Genomic DNA, 23,113 nt, shown 5'->3' with positions numbered 1-23,113 from the left:
TGGGGTGAAGGGCGAAGCAGGACGTGCCCCTCCAGGGGCGCGGGGAACTGCGCGACAAGCCACGACGCACTCGCAGTCCGCGAAGCACAGCCCGGGGCATCCCGAACCCGGCCTTGTACGCGGGGTACCCGGCGTGGGGGGCTGCGCTTGCCAACCCTGCGCCTTGCGCAGACTTCCCAAGCTCAGCGGGAGGGAGAAGCGCAGACTTCCCAAGCGCAGTGGGGTGGAGGGAGGAGCAGGGGTCAGGACTCGGAGAGGGCCTCTGCTACCAGTTGTTCCTCCGTGGCGCCCAGGCGCCAGTAGCCCGTGAAGGTGACCGCGCCTCGGTCAAGGCGCCGCTTGCGCAGCAGATGGCGGCGGAGCATCTTGACCGTGTTCGACTCGCCGGCGACCCAGGCGTACGGCGTGCCCGGAGGGAACTCCGCCTCGGTGACGGCGTCGAGGACGAGCTCCGTGCGGGATTTCGGGGTCTCCTCGCGGACCAGCCACACCACCTCCGCGTCCGCCGCCGTCGGGAGGTCCTGGACGTCCGCGCGCGACGGGACCTCGATCCACGCTCGTACGGGCGTGCCCTCAGGCAGCTGTTCCAGCGTGGCGGCGATGGCGGGGAGCGCCGTCTCGTCGCCGCTGAGGAGGATCCAGTCGGTGCCCTCCGGCGGGCGGAAGTCGACGCCGCCGTTGTCCTCGACGACCGGGCCGAGCAGCGTCGCGCGGGCGCCCGGCAGGGCCTCGCGGGCCCAGCGCGTGGCCGGGCCCTCGTCGTAGCCCGGCTCGCCGTGCATCGCGAAGTCGACGTCGAGCTCGCCCTCGCGCTGGGCCCGCACGGTGTACGAGCGCATGAGGGACTGCTCCGCCGGGTCCATGGCCCGCCACTCGGGGAACCAGTTCTCGCCCGCGTGGGTGGGGACCAGCGGCGCTTCCTGACCCGGCCGGGGCAGGAAGAGTTTGAAGCGCTGGTCCCGGCCGCCGGAGGCGAAGTCGTCCAGGCGCTCCCCGCCGAACGTGACCCGCAGCATCGCGGGGCTCAGCCGTAGCGTCCGTACGACGTGGACGTCGAAGAACTCGAACGGGACGACCTTCGCGGCCGCGGGCGCTGTGCTCATGGTGCGGTCTCCTCCCGGAGGGTCAGCGGACCTTCTTGGACTTCTCGATCGCCTTGGCGAGGTCCTCGACGAGCGGCGCGGCGCCCGCGTAGGAGAAGCGGGGTTCGGTCAGCCATCCGGTGACCTGGTCCGCCTTGACGGCGGGCAGTTCGCTCCAGGACGGCTTGGACTTGAGCGCGCCCGGCTGGAGGGACTGGGTGCGGTTGTCGAGGAAGATCAGGTCGGCATCGTACTTGTCGGCGTTCTCCCAGCTCAGTTCCTCGTAGAAGCCCTGCTTGCTGACCTTCTTGGGGACGACGAAGTCGACGCCGAGCTCCTTGAAGTACTTCAGGTCGGCGTTGGCGTTCGGGTCCGAGACGTAGAGCAGGTCGGCGGTGGCGGAGGCGGCCATGACGCGGAGGCCGCCGCTCGCCTTGGCGGCCTTGCGGAGCGTGGCGGAGGCCTTCTCGAAGCGGGTCTTGGCGTCGGTGACGGACTTGGCCTTGAGGTCGGCGCCCAGCGATTCGGCGAGCTTCGCGAACCGCTCGATCGACTTGACCATGGAGACCTCGGCGGCCTGCATCGCGACGGCGGGCGCGAGCTTGAGGATCTTCTCCTTGCTCTCGTCCGGGACGTACCAGAGCGCGTCCTTCACATACATGTTCGTGATCAGGACCTCGGGGCGGGTCTTGGCGTACTTCTCGATGTCGAACTCGCCGAAGGCGTTGCCGATGATCTCCAGCTTGTCGATGTCGAGCTCGCCCGCGATGACGTCGGGCTTGCCGTTCTTCTGCTTGGTCGGGCCGAAGACGCCGACGATCTGGTCGCGGACGCCGTAGTCCCAGAGCGCCGCGGCCGTACCCGTGTAGGCGACGATGCGCTTCGGGGACGATTTCAGGCTGACCTTCTTGCCGCGGTCGTCGGTGAAGGACCAGGACCCGCCCCCGCCGCTCCCGGAGCCGGCCCCCGACTTCTCGTTTCCGCAGGCGGCGAGCAGTGCGCCGAGGCCGACGGCGCCGCCGGCGGTGAGGATTCCGCGGCGGGAAAGATGGGGGGAACGGGACGAGCGGGACATGGAGCGGCCTTCTCTCGACGTGCTGACGGGGCGGCCCTGTGGCCGAATTCGTGGTTAGGCTAACCTAACCAAAGTCGTTGTTGTCCAGCGGCCGGGGTCCGCTCTCCCGGCCCCGACCGGAGCCCGCACGTGACCCTCACCAAGTCCCCACCGGAATCCCCGCCTCCGGGGGCCTCAGGGGAGACCGGGCAGGACGCGGCAGAAAGTCCGAGGCGTCCGGTGCGGCGCACGGCCGGACTGCTCGTCGCCCTCCTCCTGCTGCTCCTCGTCGTCTTCCTGAGTCTCGCCGTCGGCGCCCGCCAGCTCTCGCTGGGCGAGGCGTGGAGCGGGCTCGTCGACAGCGGCTCGTCCTCGTACGCCGTCGTGCACGAGATGCGGCTGCCGCGCACCCTGCTCGGGCTGCTCGTCGGCGTCGCGCTCGGGCTCGCGGGCGGCGTGATGCAGGCCCTCACCCGCAATCCGCTCGCCGACCCCGGGATCCTCGGCATCAACGCGGGCGCCGCGGCCGCCGTCGTGACCGCGATCTCGTTCTTCGGCATCACCGGCTACACGGGGTACATCGGCTTCGCCTTCCTCGGCGCCGCCGCCGTCTCCGTGCTCGTCTACGCCGTCGGCGGCGGGCGCGGCGCGACCCCGGCGCGGCTGGCCCTCGCGGGCACCGCGCTCAACGCCGCGCTGATCTCGTACGTCAACGCCGTCCAGATCCTCGACACCGCCTCGCTGGACCGGATGCGCTTCTGGACCGTGGGCTCGCTCGCGCGGGCGGAGGACGCGACGGTCGCGCAGGCCGCCCCGTTCATCGTCGTCGGCGCGCTGTGCGCCCTCGCACTGGCACGGCCGCTCAACGCGCTGGCGCTCGGCGACGATTCGGCGCGCGCCCTCGGTTCGCGCCCCGCGCGCACCCGGGCCGTCGCCATCGTCGCCGTCACGCTGCTGTGCGGCGCCGCGACCGCCGCCTGCGGGCCGATCGTCTTCGTCGGCCTGATGGTGCCGCACATGGTGCGCTCGCTGACCGGGCCCGACCAGCGCTGGATGCTGCCGTACTGCGCGGTCCTCGCGCCCGTGCTGCTGCTCGGCGCCGATGTGCTCGGCCGCGTCGCGGGACGCCCCGCCGAACTCCAGGTCGGCATCGTCACGGTGATCCTCGGCGGTCCCTTCTTCCTCTACTTCGTGCGCCGCGGGCGGGTGGTCCAGGCATGAGCGTCATACGGACCGGAGGCGGCCTCTCCGTCTCCATCCGGCCCCGCGCGCTGCTCGTCGGGCTGCTGTGCGCCGTCGTCGCGCTCGTCGTCGCGGTCTTCGCGATCGGCAGCGGCGAATACCCCATGGCCCCCGGCGACGTGATCCGTACGCTCCTCGGCCAGGGCAACCCCGCCGACGCGTTCATCGTCAACGAGCTGCGGCTGCCCCGCGTCGCCACCGCGCTGCTTGTCGGCTGCTCGCTGGGCCTGGCGGGCGCGGTCTTCCAGTCCGTCGTCCGCAACCCGCTGGGCAGCCCCGACATGCTCGGCTTCACGCACGGCTCGGCGACCGGCGCGCTCGTCGTGATCGTGCTGATGGGCGGCGGCAGCGCGGGCCTCGCGGTCGGCGCCGCGCTCGGCGGCATCGTGACCGGCCTGCTCGTCTACGGGCTGGCCTGGCGGCGCGGGATGCACGGTTACCGGCTCGTCCTCGTCGGCGTGGGCGTCGCCGCGATCCTCACCGGCGTCAACAGCTTCCTGATCACCCGGGCGCAGATCGCCGAGGCCTCGCGCGCCGTGCTCTGGATGACCGGCAGCCTGGACGGCCGCGGCTGGGACGACGCGCTGCCGCTGCTCGGCGCGATGGCCGTGCTCGTCCCGCTGATCCTCCTCGGCTGCGGGCGTGCCCTGCGGATGATGGAGATGGGCGACGACGCCGCGAACGCGCTGGGCGTACGGGTCGAACGGGTGCGGCTCACGCTGCTCTCCGCCGCCGTGCTGCTGGTCGCGCTCGCCGCGGCGGCCGCCGGGCCCGTGGCGTTCGTGGCGCTCACCGCGCCGCAGCTCGCGAAGCGCGTCACCAGGACCGCGGGGCCGAACCTGCTGCCCTCGATGTGCATGGGAGCGGCGCTGCTCATCGCGGCCGACCTCGTGGCCCAGCGCGCCTTCGGCGACCACCAGCTCCCGGTCGGCGTGGTCACGGGCGTGCTCGGCGGCGGATATCTGGTGTGGCTGCTGGCCACGGAACGTAAGGCTGGACGGATATGACGGGCACGAAGACGGAATCGCCGGTGACACGGGCCGAGGACGAGGGGACCGAGCCCCGCCTCGTCGGCAAGGACCTCACCCTCGCCTACGACCAGCGCACGATCGCGGAGCACCTGAGCGTCGCCGTGCCCGACCGGTCGTTCACGGTCGTCGTCGGGCCCAACGCCTGCGGCAAGTCCACGCTGCTGCGCGCCCTCTCCCGGATGCTCAAGCCCGCGCGGGGCTCGGTGCTGCTCGACGGCGCCGACATCTCGGGCATGCACGCCAAGGCCCTCGCCCGCACGCTGGGCCTGCTGCCGCAGTCGTCGATCGCACCGGACGGCATCACCGTCGGTGACCTCGTCGCGCGCGGCCGCTACCCGCACCAGGGGCTGCTGCGGCAGTGGTCGAAGGAGGACGAGCGGGTCGTCGAGGAGTCGATGGAGGCCACGGGCGTCGGCGACCTCGGCGAGCGCTATGTCGACGAATTGTCCGGCGGTCAGCGCCAGCGCGTGTGGATCGCGATGGCCCTCGCCCAGCAGACCCCGCTGCTGCTGCTCGACGAGCCGACGACGTACCTCGACATCGCGCACCAGATCGAGGTCCTGGACCTCTGCGCCCGCCTCCACGAGGAGGAGGGCCGCACCCTCGTCGCGGTCCTGCACGACCTCAACCACGCGGCGCGTTACGCCACCCACCTGATCGCCATGCGCGGCGGCGAGATCGTCGCCGAGGGCCCGCCGGGAGAGGTGGTCACCGCGTCGCTGGTGGAGGACGTCTTCGGCATGCCGTGCCGCGTCATCGACGACCCGGAGACGGGCACGCCACTGGTGGTCCCGGCGGCACGAACACGTCCCGCATCCTGAGCGTGCCCGGCATCGGGGGCTGCGCTTGCCAGCCCTGCTCCCCCAAGCTCTTCGAGCAGGGAGGTACCCCCATGCGCAGACCTCCCAAGCTTCGCGGAAGAGTAGGGGGTGCCCCATCCAGGGGCGCGGGGAACTGCGCGAGCGGCCACGACGCGGCCGCGGACTGCGATGCACAGTACGGGGCAGCCCCTGTTCAGTGGGCAGGAAAGTCAGTGGTGCGCGGTAGCGTCGGGACCATGAGCGAGCTGCCCCCCGACGAGGTGCCCGAAGGCGAACCGGAACAGGCGGAGCCGGAGCAGGCGGAGGAGGACGACGGACCCCGCCCCCTGGGCGTAGGCGTCGCGCCGACAGGGAACGGGCCGGTGGACGCCACCCTCCAGCGGCTCGTGGACGCCGACCACCTCGCCGTGTCGGGGCACCTGGAGGTGTACGAGGATGTGCACAGGGGTCTGCGCGAGACGCTGACCTCCCTCGACCACCCCCAACCGCACACCCCCCGGAGCTGAGACGTGGCAGTGGCACGACGCCGACTCGACGCGGAGCTGGTGCGCCGCAAGCTGGCCCGTTCGCGGGAGCACGCGGGCCAGCTGATCGCCGCGGGACGGGTCACCGTGGGCGGCAACACCGCCGCCAAGGCCGCCACCCAGGTGGAGACCAGCGCCGCGCTCGTGGTCAGGGACGACCCGGGCGACCCGGACTACGTCTCGCGGGGCGGCCACAAGCTCGCCGGAGCACTGGACGCCTTCGTGCCGCGCGGGCTGCGCGTCGAGGGCCGCCGCGCGCTCGACGCGGGCGCCTCGACCGGCGGTTTCACCGACGTCCTGCTGCGCGCGGGCGCCGGTCACGTCGTCGCCGTGGATGTGGGGTACGGGCAGCTGGCCTGGTCCCTGCAGAGCGACTCCCGCGTCACGGTCAGGGACCGTACGAACGTCCGCGAGCTGACGTCCGAGGACGTCGGCGAGCCCGTCGGCCTCGTCGTCGGCGACCTGTCCTTCATCCCGCTGGGCCTGGTGCTGCCCGCGCTGGTGCGCTGCGCGGCGCCCGACGCCGACCTCGTGCTGATGGTCAAGCCGCAGTTCGAGGTCGGCAAGGAGCGGCTGGGCAGCGGCGGCGTCGTGCGCAGCCCGGACCTGCGCGCCGAGGCGGTGCGTACGGTCGCGGGGCACGCCGCCACGCACGGGCTCGGCACGCTTGGCGTGATCGCGAGCCCGCTGCCGGGCCCCTCGGGAAACGTCGAGTACTTTCTGTGGCTGCGTGCCGGGGCGCCCGACCTCGACCCGGCGGATGTCGAGCGAGCTGTAGCGGAGGGGCCCAAGTGACAGCATGCGACCAGGAGCGCACGGTCTTCCTCCTCGCGCACACCGGACGGCAGGCCGCCGTCCGCAGCGCCGAGCTGGTCGTGCAGGGCCTGCTGCGCTGCGGGATCGGCGTGCGCGTGCTCGCCGAGGAGGCCGCGGACCTGCCGCTGCCGGACTCGGAGTCGGTGGAGACCGTCGACGCCAAGCCGGACGCGGCGGAGGGCTGCGAGCTGCTGGTCGTGCTCGGCGGCGACGGGACGCTGCTGCGCGGCGCGGAGTTCGCGCGCGCCTCGGGCGTCCCGATGCTGGGCGTGAACCTCGGCCGTATCGGCTTCCTCGCGGAGGCCGAGCGCGACGACCTGGACAAGGTCGTGGACCGCGTGGTGACGCGGGCGTACGAGGTCGAGGAGCGGATGACCATCGACGTGCTCGTCCGCGAGGACGGCCACATCGCGCACCGGGACTGGGCGCTGAACGAGGTCTCGGTGGAGAAGGCCGCCCGCAAGCAGATGCTGGAGGTCGTCACCGAGGTGGACGGCCGCCCCGTCTCCAGCTTCGGCGGCGACGGCGTGGTGTGCGCGACGCCGACGGGCTCGACGGCGTACGCGTTCTCGGCCGGAGGCCCCGTCGTATGGCCCGAGGTCGAGGCGCTGCTGATGGTGCCGATCAGCGCCCACGCGCTCTTCGCCAAGCCGCTGGTGGTCTCGCCGGACTCGGTGCTCGCCGTCGAGGTGCAGCCCCAGACGCCGCACGGCGTGCTGTGGGCGGACGGGCGGCGCAGCGTCGACCTGCCGCCCGGGGCGCGCGTGGAGGTGCGGCGCGGGGCCGTGCCCGTACGGCTGGCGCGGCTGCACCACGCCTCGTTCACCGACCGGCTGGTGGCGAAGTTCGCGCTCCCGGTGTCGGGCTGGCGGGGCGCTCCGCGCTGAGCAGCGCGCGGGCCCGCGTCAGCGCCGAGTCCCGGTGCTCCCGGAACTCCTCCTCCGTGAAGACGGGCGTGCGATGGTCCGGCGGGATGCCCGCGCCGTCGAACGTACGCCCGTCCCGGGTGAGGTACTCCTCGTTGGGCAGCGTCGCCGTCCAGCCGTTCGGCAGCGCGCGGCCCATGGTGTCGGAGAAGACGCCCTGGGTGTTCTCGCCGACGCGCACGGCGGCGGGGGAGCGGCCCATCAGCCCCTGTGTGAAGGTCTCGCCCGCGCTGACCGTCAGCCGCCCGGTCAGTACCGCGACGGGGCCGGTGAAGACGGGGCCGCGGTGCGGACGTACGGTCACGCTCTCCGCGCGGGTGAACGCGCGCGGATCGCGCGGGTCGTTGCGCGCGTGCTTGCGGTACGCGAGATACGGCCGGTCCGTGAGCCGGGCCTGGACGCGCTGGGCGAGCTCGTCCGAGCCGCCGCCGTTGAAGCGGACGTCCACGATCAGTCCGCGCAACGTGCGGACGCGGTCCCGGGTGAAGACCGCGTCGAGGGCCCTGTCCAGCTCGGCGACGTGCGCCGGATAGTCCCCCTTGGCGTAGCCGATGAAGCGGGTGAGGCGCAGATAGCCCGTGCCCCCGGGGAGTTCGGCGAACGAGATCGCACCCTGGCCCCAGTGCCGCTGCGGGACGCCGACGGCCTCCGCGGTCGCTTTGTCGATACGTTCGAGGGTCTCGCGGGTCGGCGGTTCGGTGTCCTCGCGGATTCCCTCGAACTGACGTCCCTCGCCCCCGTCGAGCGCCGTGTGCGCGTCGTGCAGCGGCTCGATCATCCGCCGCAGGATCCGGAAGAGCTGGTCGTCGGTGGTGTGGCGGGTGACTTTCGGCCGGAAGTGGTCGCGTACGGCACGCCAGTCGATCCCCTTCGCCGTGAAGAACGGATAGTTCTCGGCGTAGGTCTGCCAGAAGGTGTCGAAAACGGCACGCGGATCGTCGGACGGCTTCTTCCCGCACCGCTTCGGCAGCGCGCCGACGCGGTGCAGCGTGCGGGCGCCGACGCTGCTCGCGATCGCCAGCCGGGCCCGGTCGCGGCCCTGCGGGCGTACGCTCAGCGCGATCCCCTCGGGCCCCCGGTAGGTCCTGGCGCCGCCCGGCCCGCCGCCGCTGCGGGGGCCGCCCAGCTCGCCGGGCAGGCAGCTCACGGCCGTGGTGTCGTACGTCCGCAGCCGCCGCCCGTCGATCACCACCGCCGTCCCGTACCCGTCCGTGCGCCAGACGCCGTCCACACGGGGCGGACCCGTGGCGGCGTCGGCCCGGGCGGGGGCCGCGTGGCCGGTGAGCGTCAGGACCGTCGTGGCGGCCAGCGCGACGGCCAGGATCCCGCCCGCGCGGCGCGTGTCGGGAACGGGAACGGAACGCAAGCGCATCGGGAAACCCCTCGTCGCAGCCGTGGGAGATGTGACCTTTCCAGGCTGGACGGGGTGTATGTCCCGCCGCCAGGGGCGCACCACCCGGACCGGGGGTGGGGGTATCCCCAGGGAACCTCGTATGGTCGTATCCGTGTTGGAGGAGATGCGGATCAGAGCCCTGGGCGTGATCGACGACGCCGTCGTCGAGCTGTCCCCCGGCTTCACCGCGGTGACCGGCGAGACCGGTGCGGGCAAGACCATGGTCGTCACGAGCCTCGGGCTGCTGCTCGGCGGGCGTGCCGACGCGGCGCTCGTGCGGGTCGGTGCCAAGGCCGCCGTCGTCGAGGGGAGGATCGTCGTCGCGCCCGACGCGCCGGCCGCGCGCCGCGCGGCGGAGGCGGGTGCCGAGCTCGACGAGTCCGAGGACGAGGAGGCGGCACTCCTCGTCAGCCGTACCGTCTCCGCCGAGGGACGCTCGCGCGCGCACGTCGGCGGGCGCTCCGTCCCGGTCGGGCTGCTGGCCGAGCTGAGCGACGACCTCGTGGCCGTCCACGGCCAGACCGACCAGCAGGGGCTGCTGCGCGCGGCCCGCCAGCGCGAGGCCCTGGACCGGTACGCGGGCGAGGCCGTCTCCGTGCCGCTCGCCGCCTACGCCGGGGCGTACAAGCGGCTGCGGACCGTCTCCGCCGAGCTGGAGGAGCTGACGACACGGGCGCGCGAGCGCGCCCAGGAGGCCGATCTGCTGCGCTTCGGCATCGACGAGGTCGCCGCCGCCGAGCCCCAGCCCGGGGAGGACACCGAACTCGCCGCCGAGGCCCAGCGGCTGGGCCACGCGGAGGCGCTCGCCTCCGCCGCCACGACCGCGCACGGGGCGCTCGCGGGCGACCCCGCCGACCCCGAGGGCGTGGACGCCGCCACGCTGGTCGGGGGCGCCCACCGCGCGCTGGAGGCCGTACGGGCGCACGACCCGGCGCTCGCGGCGCTCGCCGACCGGCTCGGCGAGGTGCACATCCTGCTCTCCGACGTCGCGGGCGAACTCGCCGGGTACGCGGACGACCTGGACGCCGACCCGCTCCGCCTCGCCGCCGTCGAGGAGCGCCGCGCGGCCCTGTCCCAGCTCACCCGGAAGTACGGCGAGGACATCACGGACGTCCTCGCCTGGGCCGAGCAGAGCGCCGCCCGGCTCGCCGAGCTGGAGGGCGACGACGACCGCATCGGCGAGCTGACCGCCGAGCGCGAGGCGCTGCGCGGCGAACTCGCCGGGCACGCCCGCACCCTGACCGAGGCGCGCGGGGACGCGGCCAAGCGGTTCGCGGACGCCGTCACCGAGGAGCTGGCCGAGCTGGCCATGCCGCACGCGCGGGTCTCGTTCGACCTCAAGCACACGGAGGACCCGGAGGGCCTGGAGGCGGACGGCCGTACGCTCGCCTTCGGGCCGCACGGCACCGACGAGGTCGAACTGCTGCTCACCCCGCACCCGGGGGCGCAGCCCCGGCCGATCGCCAAGGGCGCCTCGGGCGGCGAGCTGTCCCGGGTGATGCTCGCGGTCGAGGTCGTCTTCGCGGGCGCCGACCCCGTGCCCACGTACCTCTTCGACGAGGTCGACGCGGGCGTCGGCGGCAAGGCCGCCGTCGAGGTCGGGCGGCGCCTCGCACGGCTCGCGAGGTCCGCCCAGGTCGTCGTCGTCACGCACCTGCCGCAGGTCGCCGCCTTCGCCGACCGGCACCTGGTCGTGGAGAAGACGGACGACGGCTCGGTGACGCGCAGCGGCGTCCAGGCGATGGAGGGCGAGGACCGGGTGCGGGAGCTGTCCCGGATGCTCGCGGGCCAGGAGGACTCGCAGCTCGCACGGGCGCACGCGGAGGAGCTGCTGGAGGCGGCCCGCGCCGGGTCCTGACTCCGGACACCGGTACGCGCTGAGCGAACGGTTTCTCGCTCGTGCGGGTGACCCCGGCGCCGCCGCCGCGCGCACTTTCCGGGCGTACCGGGCGCGGCGTGCCGCCGGTCCCTCCGTACGGCGGTCCGTACCGCGATGCGGCGTGCGCCCGCCACCTGGCATCCTGGGCGGACCCGGGCATCCGAACCGCCGCCGCGCACCCGGGTCCTGAGCCCGCGTCACCCCGGCCGGCGGCCGGTCCCGGCGCCGCTCGTCCACCCGCCCGCCGCTGTACGCCGACCAGGAGCCCGACCTGCCGTGACCCCCACCGCCACCCCGCCCCCGCCGCTCGTCGGACGCGTCCCGCTGCACGCCGTCCAGGTGCTCGGCGGCGGCGCCCTCACCCGGGGCGGGGGCGTGCCGGGCGCGCGGACCGTGGCACATGTGCGCTCGCTCGCCGAGGGGCTCGTCGCGCGGGGCGTGCGGGTGACCGTCTGCGCCGCCGGGGACGAGGAGCTGGCCCGCGCCTTCACCGGCACGGGGGCCAGGTTCGCGCCCGCGACGGGGCGTACGGAACCGGAGACGGTGGCGGGCCTCCGTACGGTCTGCGCCGACGCCGACCTGGTGCACGCGCACGGGCTGCGCGCCGGGTTCCTCGCCGCGCTCGCGCTCGGCAAGCTGGGCAGGCGCCGCCGCCGCACGCCGCTCGTCGTCACCTGGCACACCCAGCCGCTGCCCGGCGCCGAGGGCGCCGAGCACGCCGACGGGGCCCGGGGCGTGCTCGCGCGGCTGCTCAAGCGCCGGGTCGCGCGCGCCGCGGCCGTCGTCCTCGGCGTGACCACCGACCTCGTCGACACGGCCCGCGACTGCGGCGCCCGCGACGCCCGCCTCGCGCCCGTCGCCATCCCCTCCCCGCGCGAGGCGGCGGACGACCGTACGGGGGAGGAGGGCGAGGAGCGGGACGTGCGCGCGGAGGCGCAGCGGCACAAGGCGCGCGCCGAGATCGGCGCCGTGGGCCGCCCCCTGGTCCTCTCCGTCGGCCGCCTCGACCGGCACCAGGGGTACGACACGGTGCTCACCGCCGCGCGCGCCTGGCGGGACCTCGACCCGCCGCCCCTGCTCGCCGTCGCGGGCGAGGGCCCCGAGCGGGCCGCGCTCCAGCGGCGTATCGACGAGGAAGAGCTGCCCGTGCGGCTCCTCGGGCGCCGCGACGACGCGCTGCGGCTGCTCGCCGGTGCGGATCTGGCGCTGCTGTCCACGCGCTGGGAGTCCCGTTCGCCGCTCGCCCAGGAGGCGCTGAGCCGCGGCGTGCCGCTCGTCGCCACCGAGGTCGGGGGGATCCCCGAACTCGTCGGTGACGCGGCGGTGCTGGTGCCTTACGGCGACGCGGATGCGCTCGCTTCGGCGGTACGTTCCTTGCTGGACGAGCCTGTTCGCCGTGAGGCCCTCGCGAATGCGGGGCTCGCCCGAGCCGAGTCCTGGCCGACGGAGAATGACACGGTGGCCCAAGTCCTCAGCATCTACGACGAGCTGACGGCATAACGGGTACGCCGTAGGTCCCCGTACCCATGCTTCTCCCTCCCGCTGTGCTTGGGAAGTCTGCGCAAGGCGCAGGGTTGGCAAGCGCAGCCCCCCACGCCGGGTGCCCCGCACAACGGGGCCGCGCCCGGGGTGCCCCGGGCTGTGCTTCGCGGGGTGCGGCCGCGTCGTGGCTTGTCGCGCAGTTCCCCGCGCCCCTGAGGGAACAGGGGCAAGCCCCGAGGTGTCGTGACCCGGCGCGCCCACGCGGCGGAGCCGCAAATCAAATACAGCCCCGCGCCCCTGAGTGGGCAAGCCCGAAAGTCTTGGACCGGTCGCGCCCACGCGGCGGAGCCGCAAAACAAACACAGCCCCGCGCCCCTGATCGGGCAAGCCCAAAAGTCTTGGACCGTTCGGCACAGGCCCGTGCCTCTGGAGGGGCAAGCTCCTACGTCTTGAACCGGGCGCGCCCCTTCGGGGCGTTCAGCTTGACTGGCGGATTACCAGTTGTGCCGGGGTCACCACCGGTGACGGCGAGGCCTCGTCCGGGGCAAGGGCGAGGCGTCGCAGGAGCAAGCGGGCCATGATGCGGCCCATCCGCTCGACGTCCTGGCGGACGGTGGTGAGCGGGGGGTCGGCCCAGGAGGCCGGTTCGAGGTCGTCGTAGCCGACGACGGCGACGTCCGCGGGGACGCGGAGCCCGCGGGCCCGCAGCGTGCGCATCGCGCCGGAGGCCATGAGGTCCGAGCAGGCGAAGACCCCGTCCAGGTCGGGCTGCTCGTCGAGGAGGCGGGCCATCGCGCGTTCGCCGCCCTCCGCCGTGAAGCGGCCGTCGAGCGCGGGCGGGGGAGCGGCGCCCGCAGCCGTGAGCGCGTCGCGGGCGCCCTCCAGGCGGTCGAGGGCCGAGGTCTGGTCGAGCGGGCCGGTGATGACGCCGATCCGTCTCCGTCCTCGCTCCAGCAAATGTGCGACGGCCTGTCGCCCACCCCCGCGGTTGTCCGTGTCGACGTACAGGAGTTCGGGGTCGGCCGAGGCGCCGGGCCAGCCGGGGCGGCCGCCGAAGACGACCGGCAGGCCCGCCTCCTCCGCGGCGCCGCCCAGCGGCTGCTCCTCGCCGTGGAGCGAGAACATGAGCACGCCGTCCACGTGCCCGGCGGAGAGGTAGCGGCTGACGCGGGCGCCGTCCTCCCGTTCCTGGAGGAACATCAGCAGGAGCTGAAGGTCGCGTTCGGCCAGCTCGCGGCTGATGCCGCGCAATTGGCGGGAGAAGAACGGGTCGGAGAAGACCCTGCTCTCCGGCTCGGCGATGACGACCGCGACGGCCCCGGTGCGCCGGGTGACCAGGCTGCGGGCCGCGCTGTTGGGCACGTACCCCAGCGCGTCGACGGAGGCCCGGACGCGTTCCCGCACTTCGGAACGGACGCCGGCACCGCCGTTGACCACGCGGGAGACGGTGGCGCGCGAGACGCCCGCGTGGGCCGCGACGGCTTCGAGCGTGGGACGCGGGCCGCGACTTCGGTGCACCTCGAACTCCTTTTCTTCCGGAAGGGCTTGACGCTACTCCGAAGGATCGGCACTGTGCATGCCCATGACGTGAGAGCGCTCTCAATCCCCCCACTCAAGGAGCGCGGAAGATGAGATTCAAGAGACGAACCGTCGCGGGAGCCGCCGCGGCCACCGCACTGGCCGCCGCGGGAGCCCTTCTGCTGCCGCATGCCCAGGCGGCCGAGTCCGGCTCGCCGGAGACGAAGGCCGAGGCCATGGAGGTGGTCTGGAGCACCGACTTCGACGGCGAGGCCGGATCGCTCCCCTCCGAGCAGGACTGGATCATCGACACCGGCCACAACTACCCCGGCGGCCCGGCCAACTGGGGCACCGGCGAGATCCAGGAGTACACGAAGGACCCGAAGAACCTCTCGCTCGACGGCGAGGGCCATCTCAAGATCACGGCCCAGAAGAACGGTGAGAACTGGACCTCGGGCCGTATCGAGAGCAAGCGCACCGACTTCGAGGCACCGGAGGGCGGCAAGCTCCGGATCGCCGCGAAGCTCAAGCTGCCCGACGTCTCGGGCGACGAGGCCCTCGGCTACTGGCCCGCGTTCTGGACCCTCGGCGACGCCTACCGGGGCAACTACCAGAACTGGCCCGGTGTGGGCGAGTTCGACATCATGGAGAACGTCAACGGCCAGAAGGCCACGCACGGCGTCCTCCACTGCGGCGTCAACCCGGGCGGGCCCTGCAACGAGACGCAGGGGATCGGTGCCGAACGCCCCTGTGACAGCTGCCAGTCGGAATTCCACGAGTACGCGCTCGAACTCGACCGCAGCGGCGGCACCGAGGAGCTGCGCTGGTACGTGGACGGCGAGCAGTTCCACTCCGTCAAGGAGTCGGACATGGACGCCGACACCTGGGCCAAGGCCACCCACCACGGCCACTTCATCCTGCTCAACCTCGCCATGGGCGGCGCGTTCCCCGACGGTGTCGCCGGCCAGAAGACCCCCACGGCGGCGACGAAGCCGGGAGCCTCGCTGCTCGTCGACTCCGTCTCCGTCGAGCGCACAGGAGGTGCCTCCAAGTGATCAGCCGCAGGACCCTGCTCCGTACGGCAGCCGCCACGGCCGTTGCCGCGCCCGCCGCCGGGCTCATCGTCAACCAGGCGGGCGCCGGGACGACCGGCAGCCGCGCGAAGGCCGGAATGCCGCTGACGATCGTCAACAAGACGGGTGAGTACGAGAACTCCTCCGTCCACCTCTACATCGTGGGCAACGACGGCACCAACCAGGTCCGTGTCACCCCCGAGGGTGAACTGAAGCCCGTCGCCATGTCCGACAACGGCGGCGACGGCTTCACGGACTACGCGATACCGCTCTCCGGGAGCGGGGACACCACCATCCAGCTCCCGCACATGTCCGGGCGGATCTACGTGGCGCTCGGCGGCAAGCTCAAGATCAAGGCCGTGGAGGACGGCGAGGGCAAGGCCGCGCTCGCCTACCCCGCGGGCTGGGTCGAGGGCGACCCGAACTACGGAGTGGTCCACGACTGCGCCGAGTTCACGTTCAAGCCCGACGGCATGTACTGCAACACCACCATGGTCGACATGTTCAGCGTCCCGATGGGCATCCAGCTCAAGGGCGCCAAGGACCAGACGACCGGCACCCTCAAGGACGGCGCGCGCGCCAAGGTGTTCGAGTCCGTCAAGGGCGCCCCGGGCTTCGACAAGCTCGTCGTCGACGACAAGCGCGTCATAGCGCCGGGCCACGGCATCGGCGAAGGCCGCTTCGCCGACGACTACTTCGCCAAGTACATCGACGAGGTCTGGAGCACCTACGAGGGCAAGGACCTCACCGTCACCACCAACGCGGGCAAGTTCACCGGCAAGGTCAGCGGCGGGAAGCTCGCCTTCACCGGGCCCGGCGAGGTCTCCTTCGACAAGCCCAGCACCAAGGACGTGCTGTTCTGCGACGGCACCCTCGCCGCGCCCAACGACGGCGTCACCGGGCCCGTCGCGGCGATCCTCGGTGCCGCCTTCAACCGCACGACGCTCGCGGCGCAGGCGAGCCAGCCCACCGACGACCCCGGAGGCTTCTACGGCGGCGACGTGACGCACCACTACGCGAAGGCCATGCACGAGGCCACCAAGGACGGCAAGGCGTACGGCTTCGCCTTCGACGACGTGGGCGGCTTCGCCTCCTACATCGAGGACGGGGCCCCCGAGAGCATCACGCTCACGCTGACCCCGTTCTGATGACCTGAGTCAGACTCCGTACGCTCCCGAGGCGGTCAGCCGCAGTGCCGTGTCGATCAGCGGCACGTGGCTGAACGCCTGCGGGAAGTTCCCGACCTGGCGCTGCAGCCGGGAGTCCCACTCCTCGGCGAGCAGCCCCAGGTCGTTCCGGAGCGCGAGCAGCTTCTCGAAGAGCTTGCGGGCCTCCTCGACGCGGCCGATCATCGCGAGGTCGTCGGCGAGCCAGAACGAGCAGGCGAGGAAGGCCCCCTCGTCGCCCTCCAGGCCGTCCACGTTCTCCCCGCCCTCGGAGGAGGTCGGGTAGCGCATGACGAAGCCGTCCTCGGTGGACAGCTCGCGCTGGATGGCCTCGATGGTGCCGATCACGCGCTTGTCGTCCGGCGGCAGGAAGCCCATCTGCGGAATCAGCAGCAGGGAGGCGTCCAGCTCCTTGGAGCCGTAGGACTGCGTGAAGGTGTTCCGCTCCTTGTCGTACCCCTTCTCGCAGACCTCGCGGTGGATCTCGTCGCGCAGATCGCGCCAGCGCTCCAGCGGGCCGTCCACGTCGCCGGACTCGATGAGCTTGACGGTGCGGTCGACGGCGACCCAGGCCATCACCTTGGAGTGCACGAAGTGGCGGCGCGGGCCGCGCACCTCCCAGATGCCCTCGTCCTTCTCGAACCAGTGCTTCTCCAGATAGCCGATCAGCTTGATCTGCAGGAGCTGCGCGTAGTCGTTGCGCGCCAGGCCCGTCTGGTGCGCCAGGTGCAGGGCCTCGGTGACCTCGCCGTAGACGTCGAGCTGGAGCTGGCCCGCCGCGCCGTTGCCGATACGGACGGGCTTGGAGTCCTCGTACCCCGGCAGCCAGTCCAACTCGGCCTCGCTCAGCTCCCGTTCGCCCGCGATGCCGTACATGATCTGCAGGTTCTCCGGGTCGCCCGCGACCGCGCGCAGCAGCCACTCGCGCCAGGCGCGGGCCTCCTCGCGGTATCCCGTGCGCAGCAGGGAGGAGAGCGTGATCGCGGCGTCGCGCAGCCAGGTGAAGCGGTAGTCCCAGTTCCGGGAGCCGCCGATGGCCTCCGGCAGCGAGGTCGTGGGCGCCGCGACGATGCCGCCGGTCGGCGCGTACGTCAGCGCCTTCAGCGTGATCAGCGAGCGGACCACGGCCTCCCGGTACGGACCGTGGTACGTGCAGTGCTCGACCCACTCGCGCCAGAAGTCCTCGGTCGTGCTCAGCGCGTCCTCGGCGTCCGGCAGCGGCGGCGGCTCGCGGTGCGAGGCCTGCCAGCTGATCGTCATCGCGATCCGGTCGCCGGGGCCGACGGTGAAGTCGGAGTACGTGGTGAGGTCCTTGCCGTACGTCTCCGCCTCGGTGTCCAGCCACACCGAGTCGGGGCCCGCGACGGCCACCGTGCGCTGCCCCACCTTGTGCACCCACGGCACGACCCAGCCGTAGGAGAAGCGCATCCGCAGCGCCGAGCGCATCGGCACCCGGCCGCTGACGCCCTCCACGATCCGCACGAGCTGCGGCGCGTGGTCCTCGCGGGGCGGCATGAAGTCGATGACGCGGACGGTGCCGCGCGGGGTGTCCCACTCGGACTCCAGGACCAGCGAGTCCCCGCGGTAGCGGCGGCGGTCCGCCGGCGCGGGCTCGCCGTCCGCGGGGTGCGCGGGTCCGACACGCCAGAAACCGTTCTCCTCGGTGCCCAGCAGCCCCGCGAAGACGGCATGGGAGTCGAAACGGGGCAGGCACAGCCAGTCGGCACTCCCGTCCCTGCCGACCAGAGCTGCCGTCTGCATGTCCCCGATGAGTGCGTAATCCTCGATGCGCCCAGCCACGTGCATCTCCAGTCGAACGAACTGCTGCTACGCCCCGTGGGACGCGCTCAATGGCCTGTGTGTTGCTCTCCCTGCCCAGGCAAGTTCCGAGCAATATACGACGCAGGGATGCCCCACGCCCGACGGTTGGCGCAGTCCGGATGCGCCGATGGGGTGAGCTTCCTACCCGCGCTCACCTGCTGCGACTTCGCTGTCACCCTGGGGTGTCACGGCTGTGCGACGGCCGTCACGGAAGCCACGTGCGACGCGGCCCGGCGGCGGCACTGTTAGGCTTGAAGCCCGTGGACCGAGGGGCACGCGACTCGATCTGTTCGACTCCACAGCCCCCCGAACCGCAGCGGTGGCACCCCTGAGCACAGACGCCAGGGAACCGCTCCGCACCCCACCAAGCGACCACGGGAGCCCCCTCTTGGCCATGCCGCCTACGTCCATGACGACCAAGCACCTCTTCGTCACCGGGGGTGTCGCCTCCTCGCTCGGCAAGGGGCTCACCGCCTCCAGCCTGGGTGCCCTGCTCAAGGCCCGGGGCCTGCGGGTCACGATGCAGAAGCTCGACCCGTACCTGAACGTCGACCCGGGCACGATGAACCCCTTCCAGCACGGTGAGGTGTTCGTCACCAACGACGGCGCCGAGACCGACCTCGACATCGGGCACTACGAGCGCTTCCTCGACGTCGACCTCGACGGCTCCGCCAACGTGACCACCGGCCAGGTCTATTCCTCGGTGATCGCCAAGGAGCGCCGCGGCGAGTACCTGGGCGACACGGTCCAGGTGATCCCGCACATCACCAACGAGATCAAGCACCGCATCCGCCGCATGGCCACCGACGACGTCGACGTCGTCATCACCGAGGTCGGCGGCACGGTCGGCGACATCGAGTCCCTCCCGTTCCTGGAGGCCGTCCGCCAGGTCCGCCACGAGGTCGGCCGGGACAACGTCTTCGTGGTCCACATCTCCCTGCTGCCGTACATCGGCCCCTCCGGCGAGCTGAAGACCAAGCCGACCCAACACTCGGTCGCCGCGCTGCGCAACATCGGCATCCAGCCCGACGCGATCGTGCTCCGCGCCGACCGCGAGGTGCCGGTCGCGATCAAGCGCAAGATCTCCCTGATGTGCGACGTGGACGACAACGCCGTGGCCGTCGCCAAGGACGCCAAGTCGATCTACGACATCCCGAAGGTGCTGCACACCGAGGGCCTGGACGCCTACGTCGTCCGGAAGCTCGACCTCCCCTTCCGTGACGTGGACTGGACCCAGTGGGACGACCTGCTGCGCCGCGTCCACGAGCCGGACCACGAGGTGCAGGTCGCCCTGGTCGGCAAGTACATCGACCTGCCCGACGCCTACCTCTCGGTCACCGAGGCCCTGCGCGCGGGCGGCTTCGCCAACCGCGCCCGCGTGAAGATCAAGTGGGTCACCTCGGACGACTGCCGTACGCCCGAGGGCGCCAAGCGCCAGCTCGGCGACTGCGACGCGATCTGCGTCCCCGGCGGCTTCGGCGACCGCGGCGTCGAGGGCAAGGTCGGCGCGATCACGTACGCCCGCGAGAACAAGATCCCGCTGCTCGGCCTCTGCCTCGGCCTCCAGTGCATCGTGATCGAGGGCGCGCGGAACCTCGCGGGCATCACGGACGCGAACTCGACGGAGTTCGAGCCCGGCACCGCGCACCCCGTGATCTCCACCATGGAGGAGCAGCTCGACATCGTCGCCGGTGAGGGCGACATGGGCGGCACCATGCGGCTGGGCATGTACCCGGCGAAGCTCGCCGAGGGCTCCATCGTCCGCGAGACCTACGGCGGCGAGCCGTACGTGGAGGAGCGCCACCGGCACCGCTACGAGGTCAACAACCACTACCGCACCGAGCTGGAGAAGAAGGCCGGAATCCTCTTCTCGGGGACCTCGCCCGACAACAAGCTCGTGGAGTACGTCGAGTACCCGCGCGACGTCCACCCCTACATGGTCGCCACCCAGGCCCACCCCGAGCTCCGCTCCCGGCCCACGCGCCCGCACCCGCTCTTCGCGGGCCTGGTGAAGGCCGCGGTCGCCCGCCAGCAGGAAGGGGAGTGACCGGAATGACCTCGCGCCGCATCGCCGACGTCCCCGAGGAGTGGGAGGTCACCGCCTCCACCACCCCCTTCCAGGGCAACAAGACGGGCGTCCGTACGGATGACGTCGTCATGCCCGACGGCACGGTCGCCCGCCGCGACTACCAGATCCACCCCGGCTCGGTCGCCATCCTGGCCCTCGACGACCAGGACCGCGTCCTGGTGCTGAGCCAGTACCGCCACCCGGTCCGCGAGAAGCTGTGGGAGATCCCCGCCGGGCTCCTCGACATCCCCGGCGAGAACCCGCTGCACGCGGCCCAGCGCGAGCTGTACGAGGAAGCCCACGTCAAGGCCGAGGACTGGCGCGTCCTCGTCGACGTCTACACGACGCCGGGCGGCAGCGACGAGGCGGTCCGCATCTTCCTCGCCCAGCAGCTCTCCGAGGCCGACGGCGAGCGCTTCGAGGTCTCCGAGGAGGAGGCCGACATGGAGCAGGCCCGGGTCCCCCTGGAGGAGCTGGTTCGGGGGGCGCTGGCGGGCGAGCTGCACAACAATTGCCTGGTGGTAGGCGCCCTCGCGTTGAGTGCCGCGCTCTCCGGTGGCGGCGGCGTGAACGCCCTCCGCCCCGCGGACGCGGAGTGGCCGGCTCGCCCGTACGAGAAGTAAGAGCGCGTCCCCCTCTCCGGCCCACCCACCGGGGAGGGGCACCTGCGCTTCTCCCTCTGCTGTGCTTGGGAAGTCTGCGCAAGGCGCAGGGTTGGCAAGCGCAGCCCCCCACGCCGGGTGCCCCGGCAATAGAGCCGGGTTCGGGGTGCCCCGGGCTGTGCTTCGCGGGGCGCGCCCGCGTCGTGGCTTGTCGCGCAGTTCCCCGCGCCCCTGAGGGAACAGGGGCAAGCCCCGACGTGTCGTGACCGTCGCGCCCACGCGGCGGAGCCGCAAAACAAACACAGCCCCGCGCCCCTAGGGAGAAGGGGCGAGCCCCGAAGTCTTGAACCGCACAGGCCCGCGCTCCTGAGGGCAAAGGGGCGAGCCCCGAGGTATCGCGCTGGGCCGATGAGGTGATTTTCGGGCCGGTCCGGCGCAGCGGGGCCCAGGGAAAGGGACGGCTTGTGAACTACGCTCGGGAGCGTGACGGACCCCGCGGCGCAGCCCGCATTCACCGGACGGGAGCGTGAACTCCGCGCGCTGCGCGAGGACATCGAGAGCGCCGGTCTGCACACGCTTTCCGGCCACCCCCTGCCGCACAGCCGCGTCCTGCTGATCGCGGGCGCCCCCGGCTCCGGCCGGACGACGCTCGCCGAGGAGTTCGTCCGCCAGATCGCGGACGGCTACCCCGGCGGGGTGTACCGCGCCCGGCTCACGGACCCGGGCGCGCGCGCCGTCCCCACCGAGCGCACGGCCCGTGACCTGCTCGCCGCGCTGGGGACCGCCGCGCCCCCGCCCGCCGGTGCCGACGAGGACGCGCTGACCGAGGCGTTCCGTACGGCCTTCGCGGCCCGGGGCGAGAAGGGGAAGGCGCTGCTCCTCCTCGATGACGTCGCCCGGGCCGAGCAGGTCCTCGATCTGCTGCCGGAGAGCAGGGAGTGCCTGGTCGTCGCGGTGGCCGGGGGGCCGCTGACCGGGGTGCCCGACGTGCGGCCGTGCGCGCTCGGCGGGCTCGACCGGGCCGCCGCCGTCGACGTGCTGGCCCGGCGCGTGGGCGCGGCCCCGCGCGTGACGGTCGATCCGCGCAGCGCGGAGGCGCTCGCCGAGGCGTGCGGGGACCTGCCGGCCGCCCTGGTGATGATGGGCGGCTGGCTCGGCGCCCGTCCCAAGATGTCCGTCGCGGACGCCGCCAAGCGGCTGGTGGAGACGGAGGAGCCGCAGGAGGGGGCCGGTCCGCTGGGGCGGGCCTTCCGGCTCGTCCACGGCTCGCTGTCCACCGCGCCCTCGCGGATGCTGCGGCTGCTCGTGCTGGCCCCCGCGGGGTTCGTGGACGCGCACATCGCGTCGGCGCTCGCGGGCTGCTCGGTCTCCTCGGCCGCCTCGTCTCTGGCCGAATTCGTACGGCTGGGACTGCTGCGCGAGACGGGCTCCGGGCGGTACGCGGTGCCGGGCTGTCTCGATCCGCTGCTCCGTGCCGAGCTGGAGGCCCACGAGCGGCCGTCCGAGGTGCTGCTCGCGCGGGCGCGGATGCTGGAGCGCACGGTGCGCCAGCTGCGGGCGTGCCACGCGATCTGCCAGCCCCCGGGCTCCGAGGCGCGCAAGCGGCTCTCGTGCATGCCGCGCTCGCTGCGCTTCTCGCGCCCGGCCGAGGCCCGCGGCTGGCTGGAGGCGCGGCGGCACGCGCTGCTCGCCGCGACGCGGACGGCGGTGGAGGAGGCGGGCGGTGAACTCGACACGCTCGCCCGCCGGTTGATCTCCGCGCTGGCCCGCGCGTTCGAGGCGCACCGCGATCCGGACGAGTCGGCTCCGGAGCTGTACCGGCTGCACGAGCTGGTCCTCGACGTCGCCGAGCGCGGCGAGCTGCACCGCGAGCGCGCCGCCGCGCTGCTGAACCTGGGCGACCTCGACGCCCGTACGGACCGGCTCCGGAACGCGCTCGTCCGGTACCGCACCGCGCTGGACGCCGCGCGCGCCGGGCAGGACCAGGTCGCCACGGCCCGCGCCCTGGAGTCGCTGGGCGGTACGCACGCCGAGCTGGAGGACTGGGGCCGCGCCGCCGACTGGTACGGGCGGGCGCTGGCGCTGCGGCTGACGCGCGCCGAGCCCGCCGACCGGGAGGCGGCGGCGCGGCTGCACGGCAGGATCGGCGCCGTCCACACCTACGCGGGCCGCTGGGGCGACGCGCTGCGCGAGTGGCGGGCCGCCGCCGCGGCCTTCCGCAGGCTGCGGGACTCGGGCGCGCACGCCCGCGCGCTCGCGGAGATCGCCCGGGTCCAGGAGTACGCGGACCGTCCGCACGACTCGCTGCGCACCTGCGGGCAGGCGCTGGAGGCGGCGCGGAAGGCGGGCGACGACAGGCTGGAGGCGGCACTGCGGCTGCGCGTGGCCGACGCCTGCGAGCGGGTGGGCGACCTGCGCGCGGCCCGCGCGCACAGAGCGGAGGCCGACCGTCTGCTGGAGCCCGCGGGGCGGGAGAGGGCCGAGGAGGGGCACGTGACCGGCGCAGACGCCCCCTGACCCCCCAGTAACCTACGAATCACCTAGTGATCCCGTAAAAGATCGCACCTTTGTAAGGCTAGACAGGTGAACATCCTTCATTAAACTGGTCGAGCCGC

At 72.9% G+C, this 23,113-nt stretch carries 18 protein-coding genes; 13 read left to right on the top strand and 5 right to left on the bottom strand.

Going from position 1 to position 23,113, the window contains the following annotated elements; translation table 11 throughout:
* Positions 1-242 precede the first annotated feature (242 nt).
* Positions 243-1,103, bottom strand: coding sequence for a siderophore-interacting protein (locus ACGF3A_RS41950; protein WP_393736214.1), 861 nt, complete (start codon positions 1,101-1,103; stop codon positions 243-245).
* 22 nt (positions 1,104-1,125) lie between these two features.
* Positions 1,126-2,157, bottom strand: coding sequence for an ABC transporter substrate-binding protein (locus ACGF3A_RS41945; RefSeq protein WP_393736212.1), 1,032 nt, complete (start codon positions 2,155-2,157; stop codon positions 1,126-1,128).
* A 129-nt stretch (positions 2,158-2,286) separates the two neighbouring features.
* On the opposite strand from ACGF3A_RS41945, the gene ACGF3A_RS41940 reads away from it, so the two are divergent.
* The 6 genes from ACGF3A_RS41940 (at position 2,287) to ACGF3A_RS41915 (ending at position 7,457) form a co-directional block, all read left to right on the top strand.
* Positions 2,287-3,357, top strand: a complete 1,071-nt coding sequence (locus ACGF3A_RS41940) for a FecCD family ABC transporter permease (protein WP_393736210.1) — start codon at positions 2,287-2,289, stop codon at positions 3,355-3,357.
* The gene (locus ACGF3A_RS41935; RefSeq protein WP_393736208.1) at positions 3,354-4,385 is read left to right on the top strand and encodes a FecCD family ABC transporter permease; all 1,032 of its coding nucleotides are present in this window, start codon (positions 3,354-3,356) and stop codon (positions 4,383-4,385) included. The genes ACGF3A_RS41940 and ACGF3A_RS41935 overlap by 4 nt, the downstream gene beginning before the upstream one ends.
* Positions 4,382-5,230 carry an ABC transporter ATP-binding protein gene (locus ACGF3A_RS41930; RefSeq protein ID WP_393736206.1) on the top strand — a complete coding sequence of 283 codons (849 nt, stop codon included), beginning with the start codon at positions 4,382-4,384 and terminating at the stop codon, positions 5,228-5,230. Before ACGF3A_RS41935 ends, ACGF3A_RS41930 begins: the two co-directional genes overlap by 4 nt.
* A gap of 236 nt (positions 5,231-5,466) precedes the next feature.
* Positions 5,467-5,736 carry a hypothetical protein gene (locus tag ACGF3A_RS41925; RefSeq protein ID WP_393736204.1) on the top strand — a complete coding sequence of 90 codons (270 nt, stop codon included), beginning with the start codon at positions 5,467-5,469 and terminating at the stop codon, positions 5,734-5,736.
* Between the two features lie 9 nt (positions 5,737-5,745).
* A complete protein-coding gene (locus tag ACGF3A_RS41920) occupies positions 5,746-6,549 on the top strand; it encodes a TlyA family RNA methyltransferase (RefSeq protein WP_393736243.1) in 804 nt (267 codons plus the stop codon).
* Positions 6,546-7,457, top strand: a complete 912-nt coding sequence (locus ACGF3A_RS41915; protein WP_393736202.1) for an NAD kinase — start codon at positions 6,546-6,548, stop codon at positions 7,455-7,457. Before ACGF3A_RS41920 ends, ACGF3A_RS41915 begins: the two co-directional genes overlap by 4 nt.
* On the opposite strand, the gene ACGF3A_RS41910 is transcribed toward ACGF3A_RS41915, so the two are convergent.
* Positions 7,393-8,868 carry a S41 family peptidase gene (locus ACGF3A_RS41910; RefSeq protein ID WP_393736200.1) on the bottom strand — a complete coding sequence of 492 codons (1,476 nt, stop codon included), beginning with the start codon at positions 8,866-8,868 and terminating at the stop codon, positions 7,393-7,395. The two genes, ACGF3A_RS41915 and ACGF3A_RS41910, sit on opposite strands and share 65 nt — an antisense overlap.
* 121 nt (positions 8,869-8,989) lie before the next feature.
* On the opposite strand from ACGF3A_RS41910, the gene recN reads away from it, so the two are divergent.
* Both recN and ACGF3A_RS41900 read left to right on the top strand, forming a co-directional pair.
* On the top strand, positions 8,990-10,747 hold the full coding sequence (recN, locus tag ACGF3A_RS41905) for a DNA repair protein RecN (RefSeq protein ID WP_393736198.1): 1,758 nt from the start codon (positions 8,990-8,992) through the stop codon (positions 10,745-10,747).
* A gap of 297 nt (positions 10,748-11,044) precedes the next feature.
* Positions 11,045-12,268 carry a glycosyltransferase family 4 protein gene (locus ACGF3A_RS41900; RefSeq protein WP_393736196.1) on the top strand — a complete coding sequence of 408 codons (1,224 nt, stop codon included), beginning with the start codon at positions 11,045-11,047 and terminating at the stop codon, positions 12,266-12,268.
* 459 nt (positions 12,269-12,727) lie between these two features.
* Here ACGF3A_RS41900 and ACGF3A_RS41895 read toward each other — a convergent pair whose 3' ends face one another.
* On the bottom strand, positions 12,728-13,768 hold the full coding sequence (locus tag ACGF3A_RS41895) for a LacI family DNA-binding transcriptional regulator (protein WP_393736194.1): 1,041 nt from the start codon (positions 13,766-13,768) through the stop codon (positions 12,728-12,730).
* 110 nt (positions 13,769-13,878) lie between these two features.
* Here ACGF3A_RS41895 and ACGF3A_RS41890 point away from each other — a divergent pair, with 110 nt between their 5' ends.
* Together ACGF3A_RS41890 and ACGF3A_RS41885 are read left to right on the top strand one after the other, a co-directional pair.
* The gene (locus ACGF3A_RS41890; RefSeq protein ID WP_393736192.1) at positions 13,879-14,823 is read left to right on the top strand and encodes a glycoside hydrolase family 16 protein; all 945 of its coding nucleotides are present in this window, start codon (positions 13,879-13,881) and stop codon (positions 14,821-14,823) included.
* Positions 14,820-15,989, top strand: a complete 1,170-nt coding sequence (locus ACGF3A_RS41885) for a beta-1,3-glucanase family protein (RefSeq protein ID WP_393736190.1) — start codon at positions 14,820-14,822, stop codon at positions 15,987-15,989. Before ACGF3A_RS41890 ends, ACGF3A_RS41885 begins: the two co-directional genes overlap by 4 nt.
* Before the next feature lie 9 nt (positions 15,990-15,998).
* Here the strand turns inward: ACGF3A_RS41885 and ACGF3A_RS41880 are convergent, their stop codons facing one another.
* Entirely contained in the window at positions 15,999-17,813 is a 1,815-nt protein-coding gene (locus ACGF3A_RS41880) for a glycoside hydrolase family 15 protein (protein WP_393736188.1), read from the bottom strand.
* A gap of 409 nt (positions 17,814-18,222) precedes the next feature.
* Between ACGF3A_RS41880 and ACGF3A_RS41875 the strand changes: the two genes are divergently transcribed.
* From ACGF3A_RS41875 to ACGF3A_RS41865, 3 genes are all read left to right on the top strand, one after another.
* Complete coding sequence (locus tag ACGF3A_RS41875) at positions 18,223-19,875, top strand: CTP synthase (protein WP_393736186.1); 1,653 nt, start codon at positions 18,223-18,225, stop codon at positions 19,873-19,875.
* A 5-nt stretch (positions 19,876-19,880) separates the two neighbouring features.
* Positions 19,881-20,519, top strand: a complete 639-nt coding sequence (locus ACGF3A_RS41870) for an NUDIX domain-containing protein (RefSeq protein WP_393736241.1) — start codon at positions 19,881-19,883, stop codon at positions 20,517-20,519.
* Positions 20,520-20,981: 462 nt separating this feature from the next.
* Positions 20,982-23,015: an AAA family ATPase gene (locus ACGF3A_RS41865; protein ID WP_393736183.1), complete on the top strand. Its 2,034-nt coding sequence runs from the start codon at positions 20,982-20,984 to the stop codon at positions 23,013-23,015.
* Positions 23,016-23,113 lie beyond the last annotated feature (98 nt).

This window comes from Streptomyces sp. NPDC048172, assembly GCF_043202595.1.
Taxonomy (GTDB): domain Bacteria; phylum Actinomycetota; class Actinomycetes; order Streptomycetales; family Streptomycetaceae; genus Streptomyces.
The sequence above is the reverse complement of the archived record's forward strand: the minus strand, read 5'-3'. Positions and strand labels throughout refer to the sequence as shown.

Excerpts from the sequence above, each read along its gene's own strand:
- ACGF3A_RS41880 (WP_393736188.1), bottom strand. The coding sequence starts at position 17,813 with ATGCACGTGGCTGGGCGCATCGAGGATTACGCACTCATCGGGGACATG.
- ACGF3A_RS41925 (WP_393736204.1), top strand. The coding sequence starts at position 5,467 with ATGAGCGAGCTGCCCCCCGACGAGGTGCCCGAAGGCGAACCGGAACAG.
- ACGF3A_RS41945 (WP_393736212.1), bottom strand. The coding sequence starts at position 2,157 with ATGTCCCGCTCGTCCCGTTCCCCCCATCTTTCCCGCCGCGGAATCCTC.
- ACGF3A_RS41870 (WP_393736241.1), top strand. The coding sequence starts at position 19,881 with ATGACCTCGCGCCGCATCGCCGACGTCCCCGAGGAGTGGGAGGTCACC.
- ACGF3A_RS41950 (WP_393736214.1), bottom strand. The coding sequence starts at position 1,103 with ATGAGCACAGCGCCCGCGGCCGCGAAGGTCGTCCCGTTCGAGTTCTTC.
- recN (WP_393736198.1), top strand. The coding sequence starts at position 8,990 with ATGGTCGTATCCGTGTTGGAGGAGATGCGGATCAGAGCCCTGGGCGTG.
- ACGF3A_RS41875 (WP_393736186.1), top strand. The coding sequence starts at position 18,223 with ATGCCGCCTACGTCCATGACGACCAAGCACCTCTTCGTCACCGGGGGT.
- ACGF3A_RS41935 (WP_393736208.1), top strand. The coding sequence starts at position 3,354 with ATGAGCGTCATACGGACCGGAGGCGGCCTCTCCGTCTCCATCCGGCCC.
- ACGF3A_RS41890 (WP_393736192.1), top strand. The coding sequence starts at position 13,879 with ATGAGATTCAAGAGACGAACCGTCGCGGGAGCCGCCGCGGCCACCGCA.
- ACGF3A_RS41910 (WP_393736200.1), bottom strand. The coding sequence starts at position 8,868 with ATGCGCTTGCGTTCCGTTCCCGTTCCCGACACGCGCCGCGCGGGCGGG.
- ACGF3A_RS41930 (WP_393736206.1), top strand. The coding sequence starts at position 4,382 with ATGACGGGCACGAAGACGGAATCGCCGGTGACACGGGCCGAGGACGAG.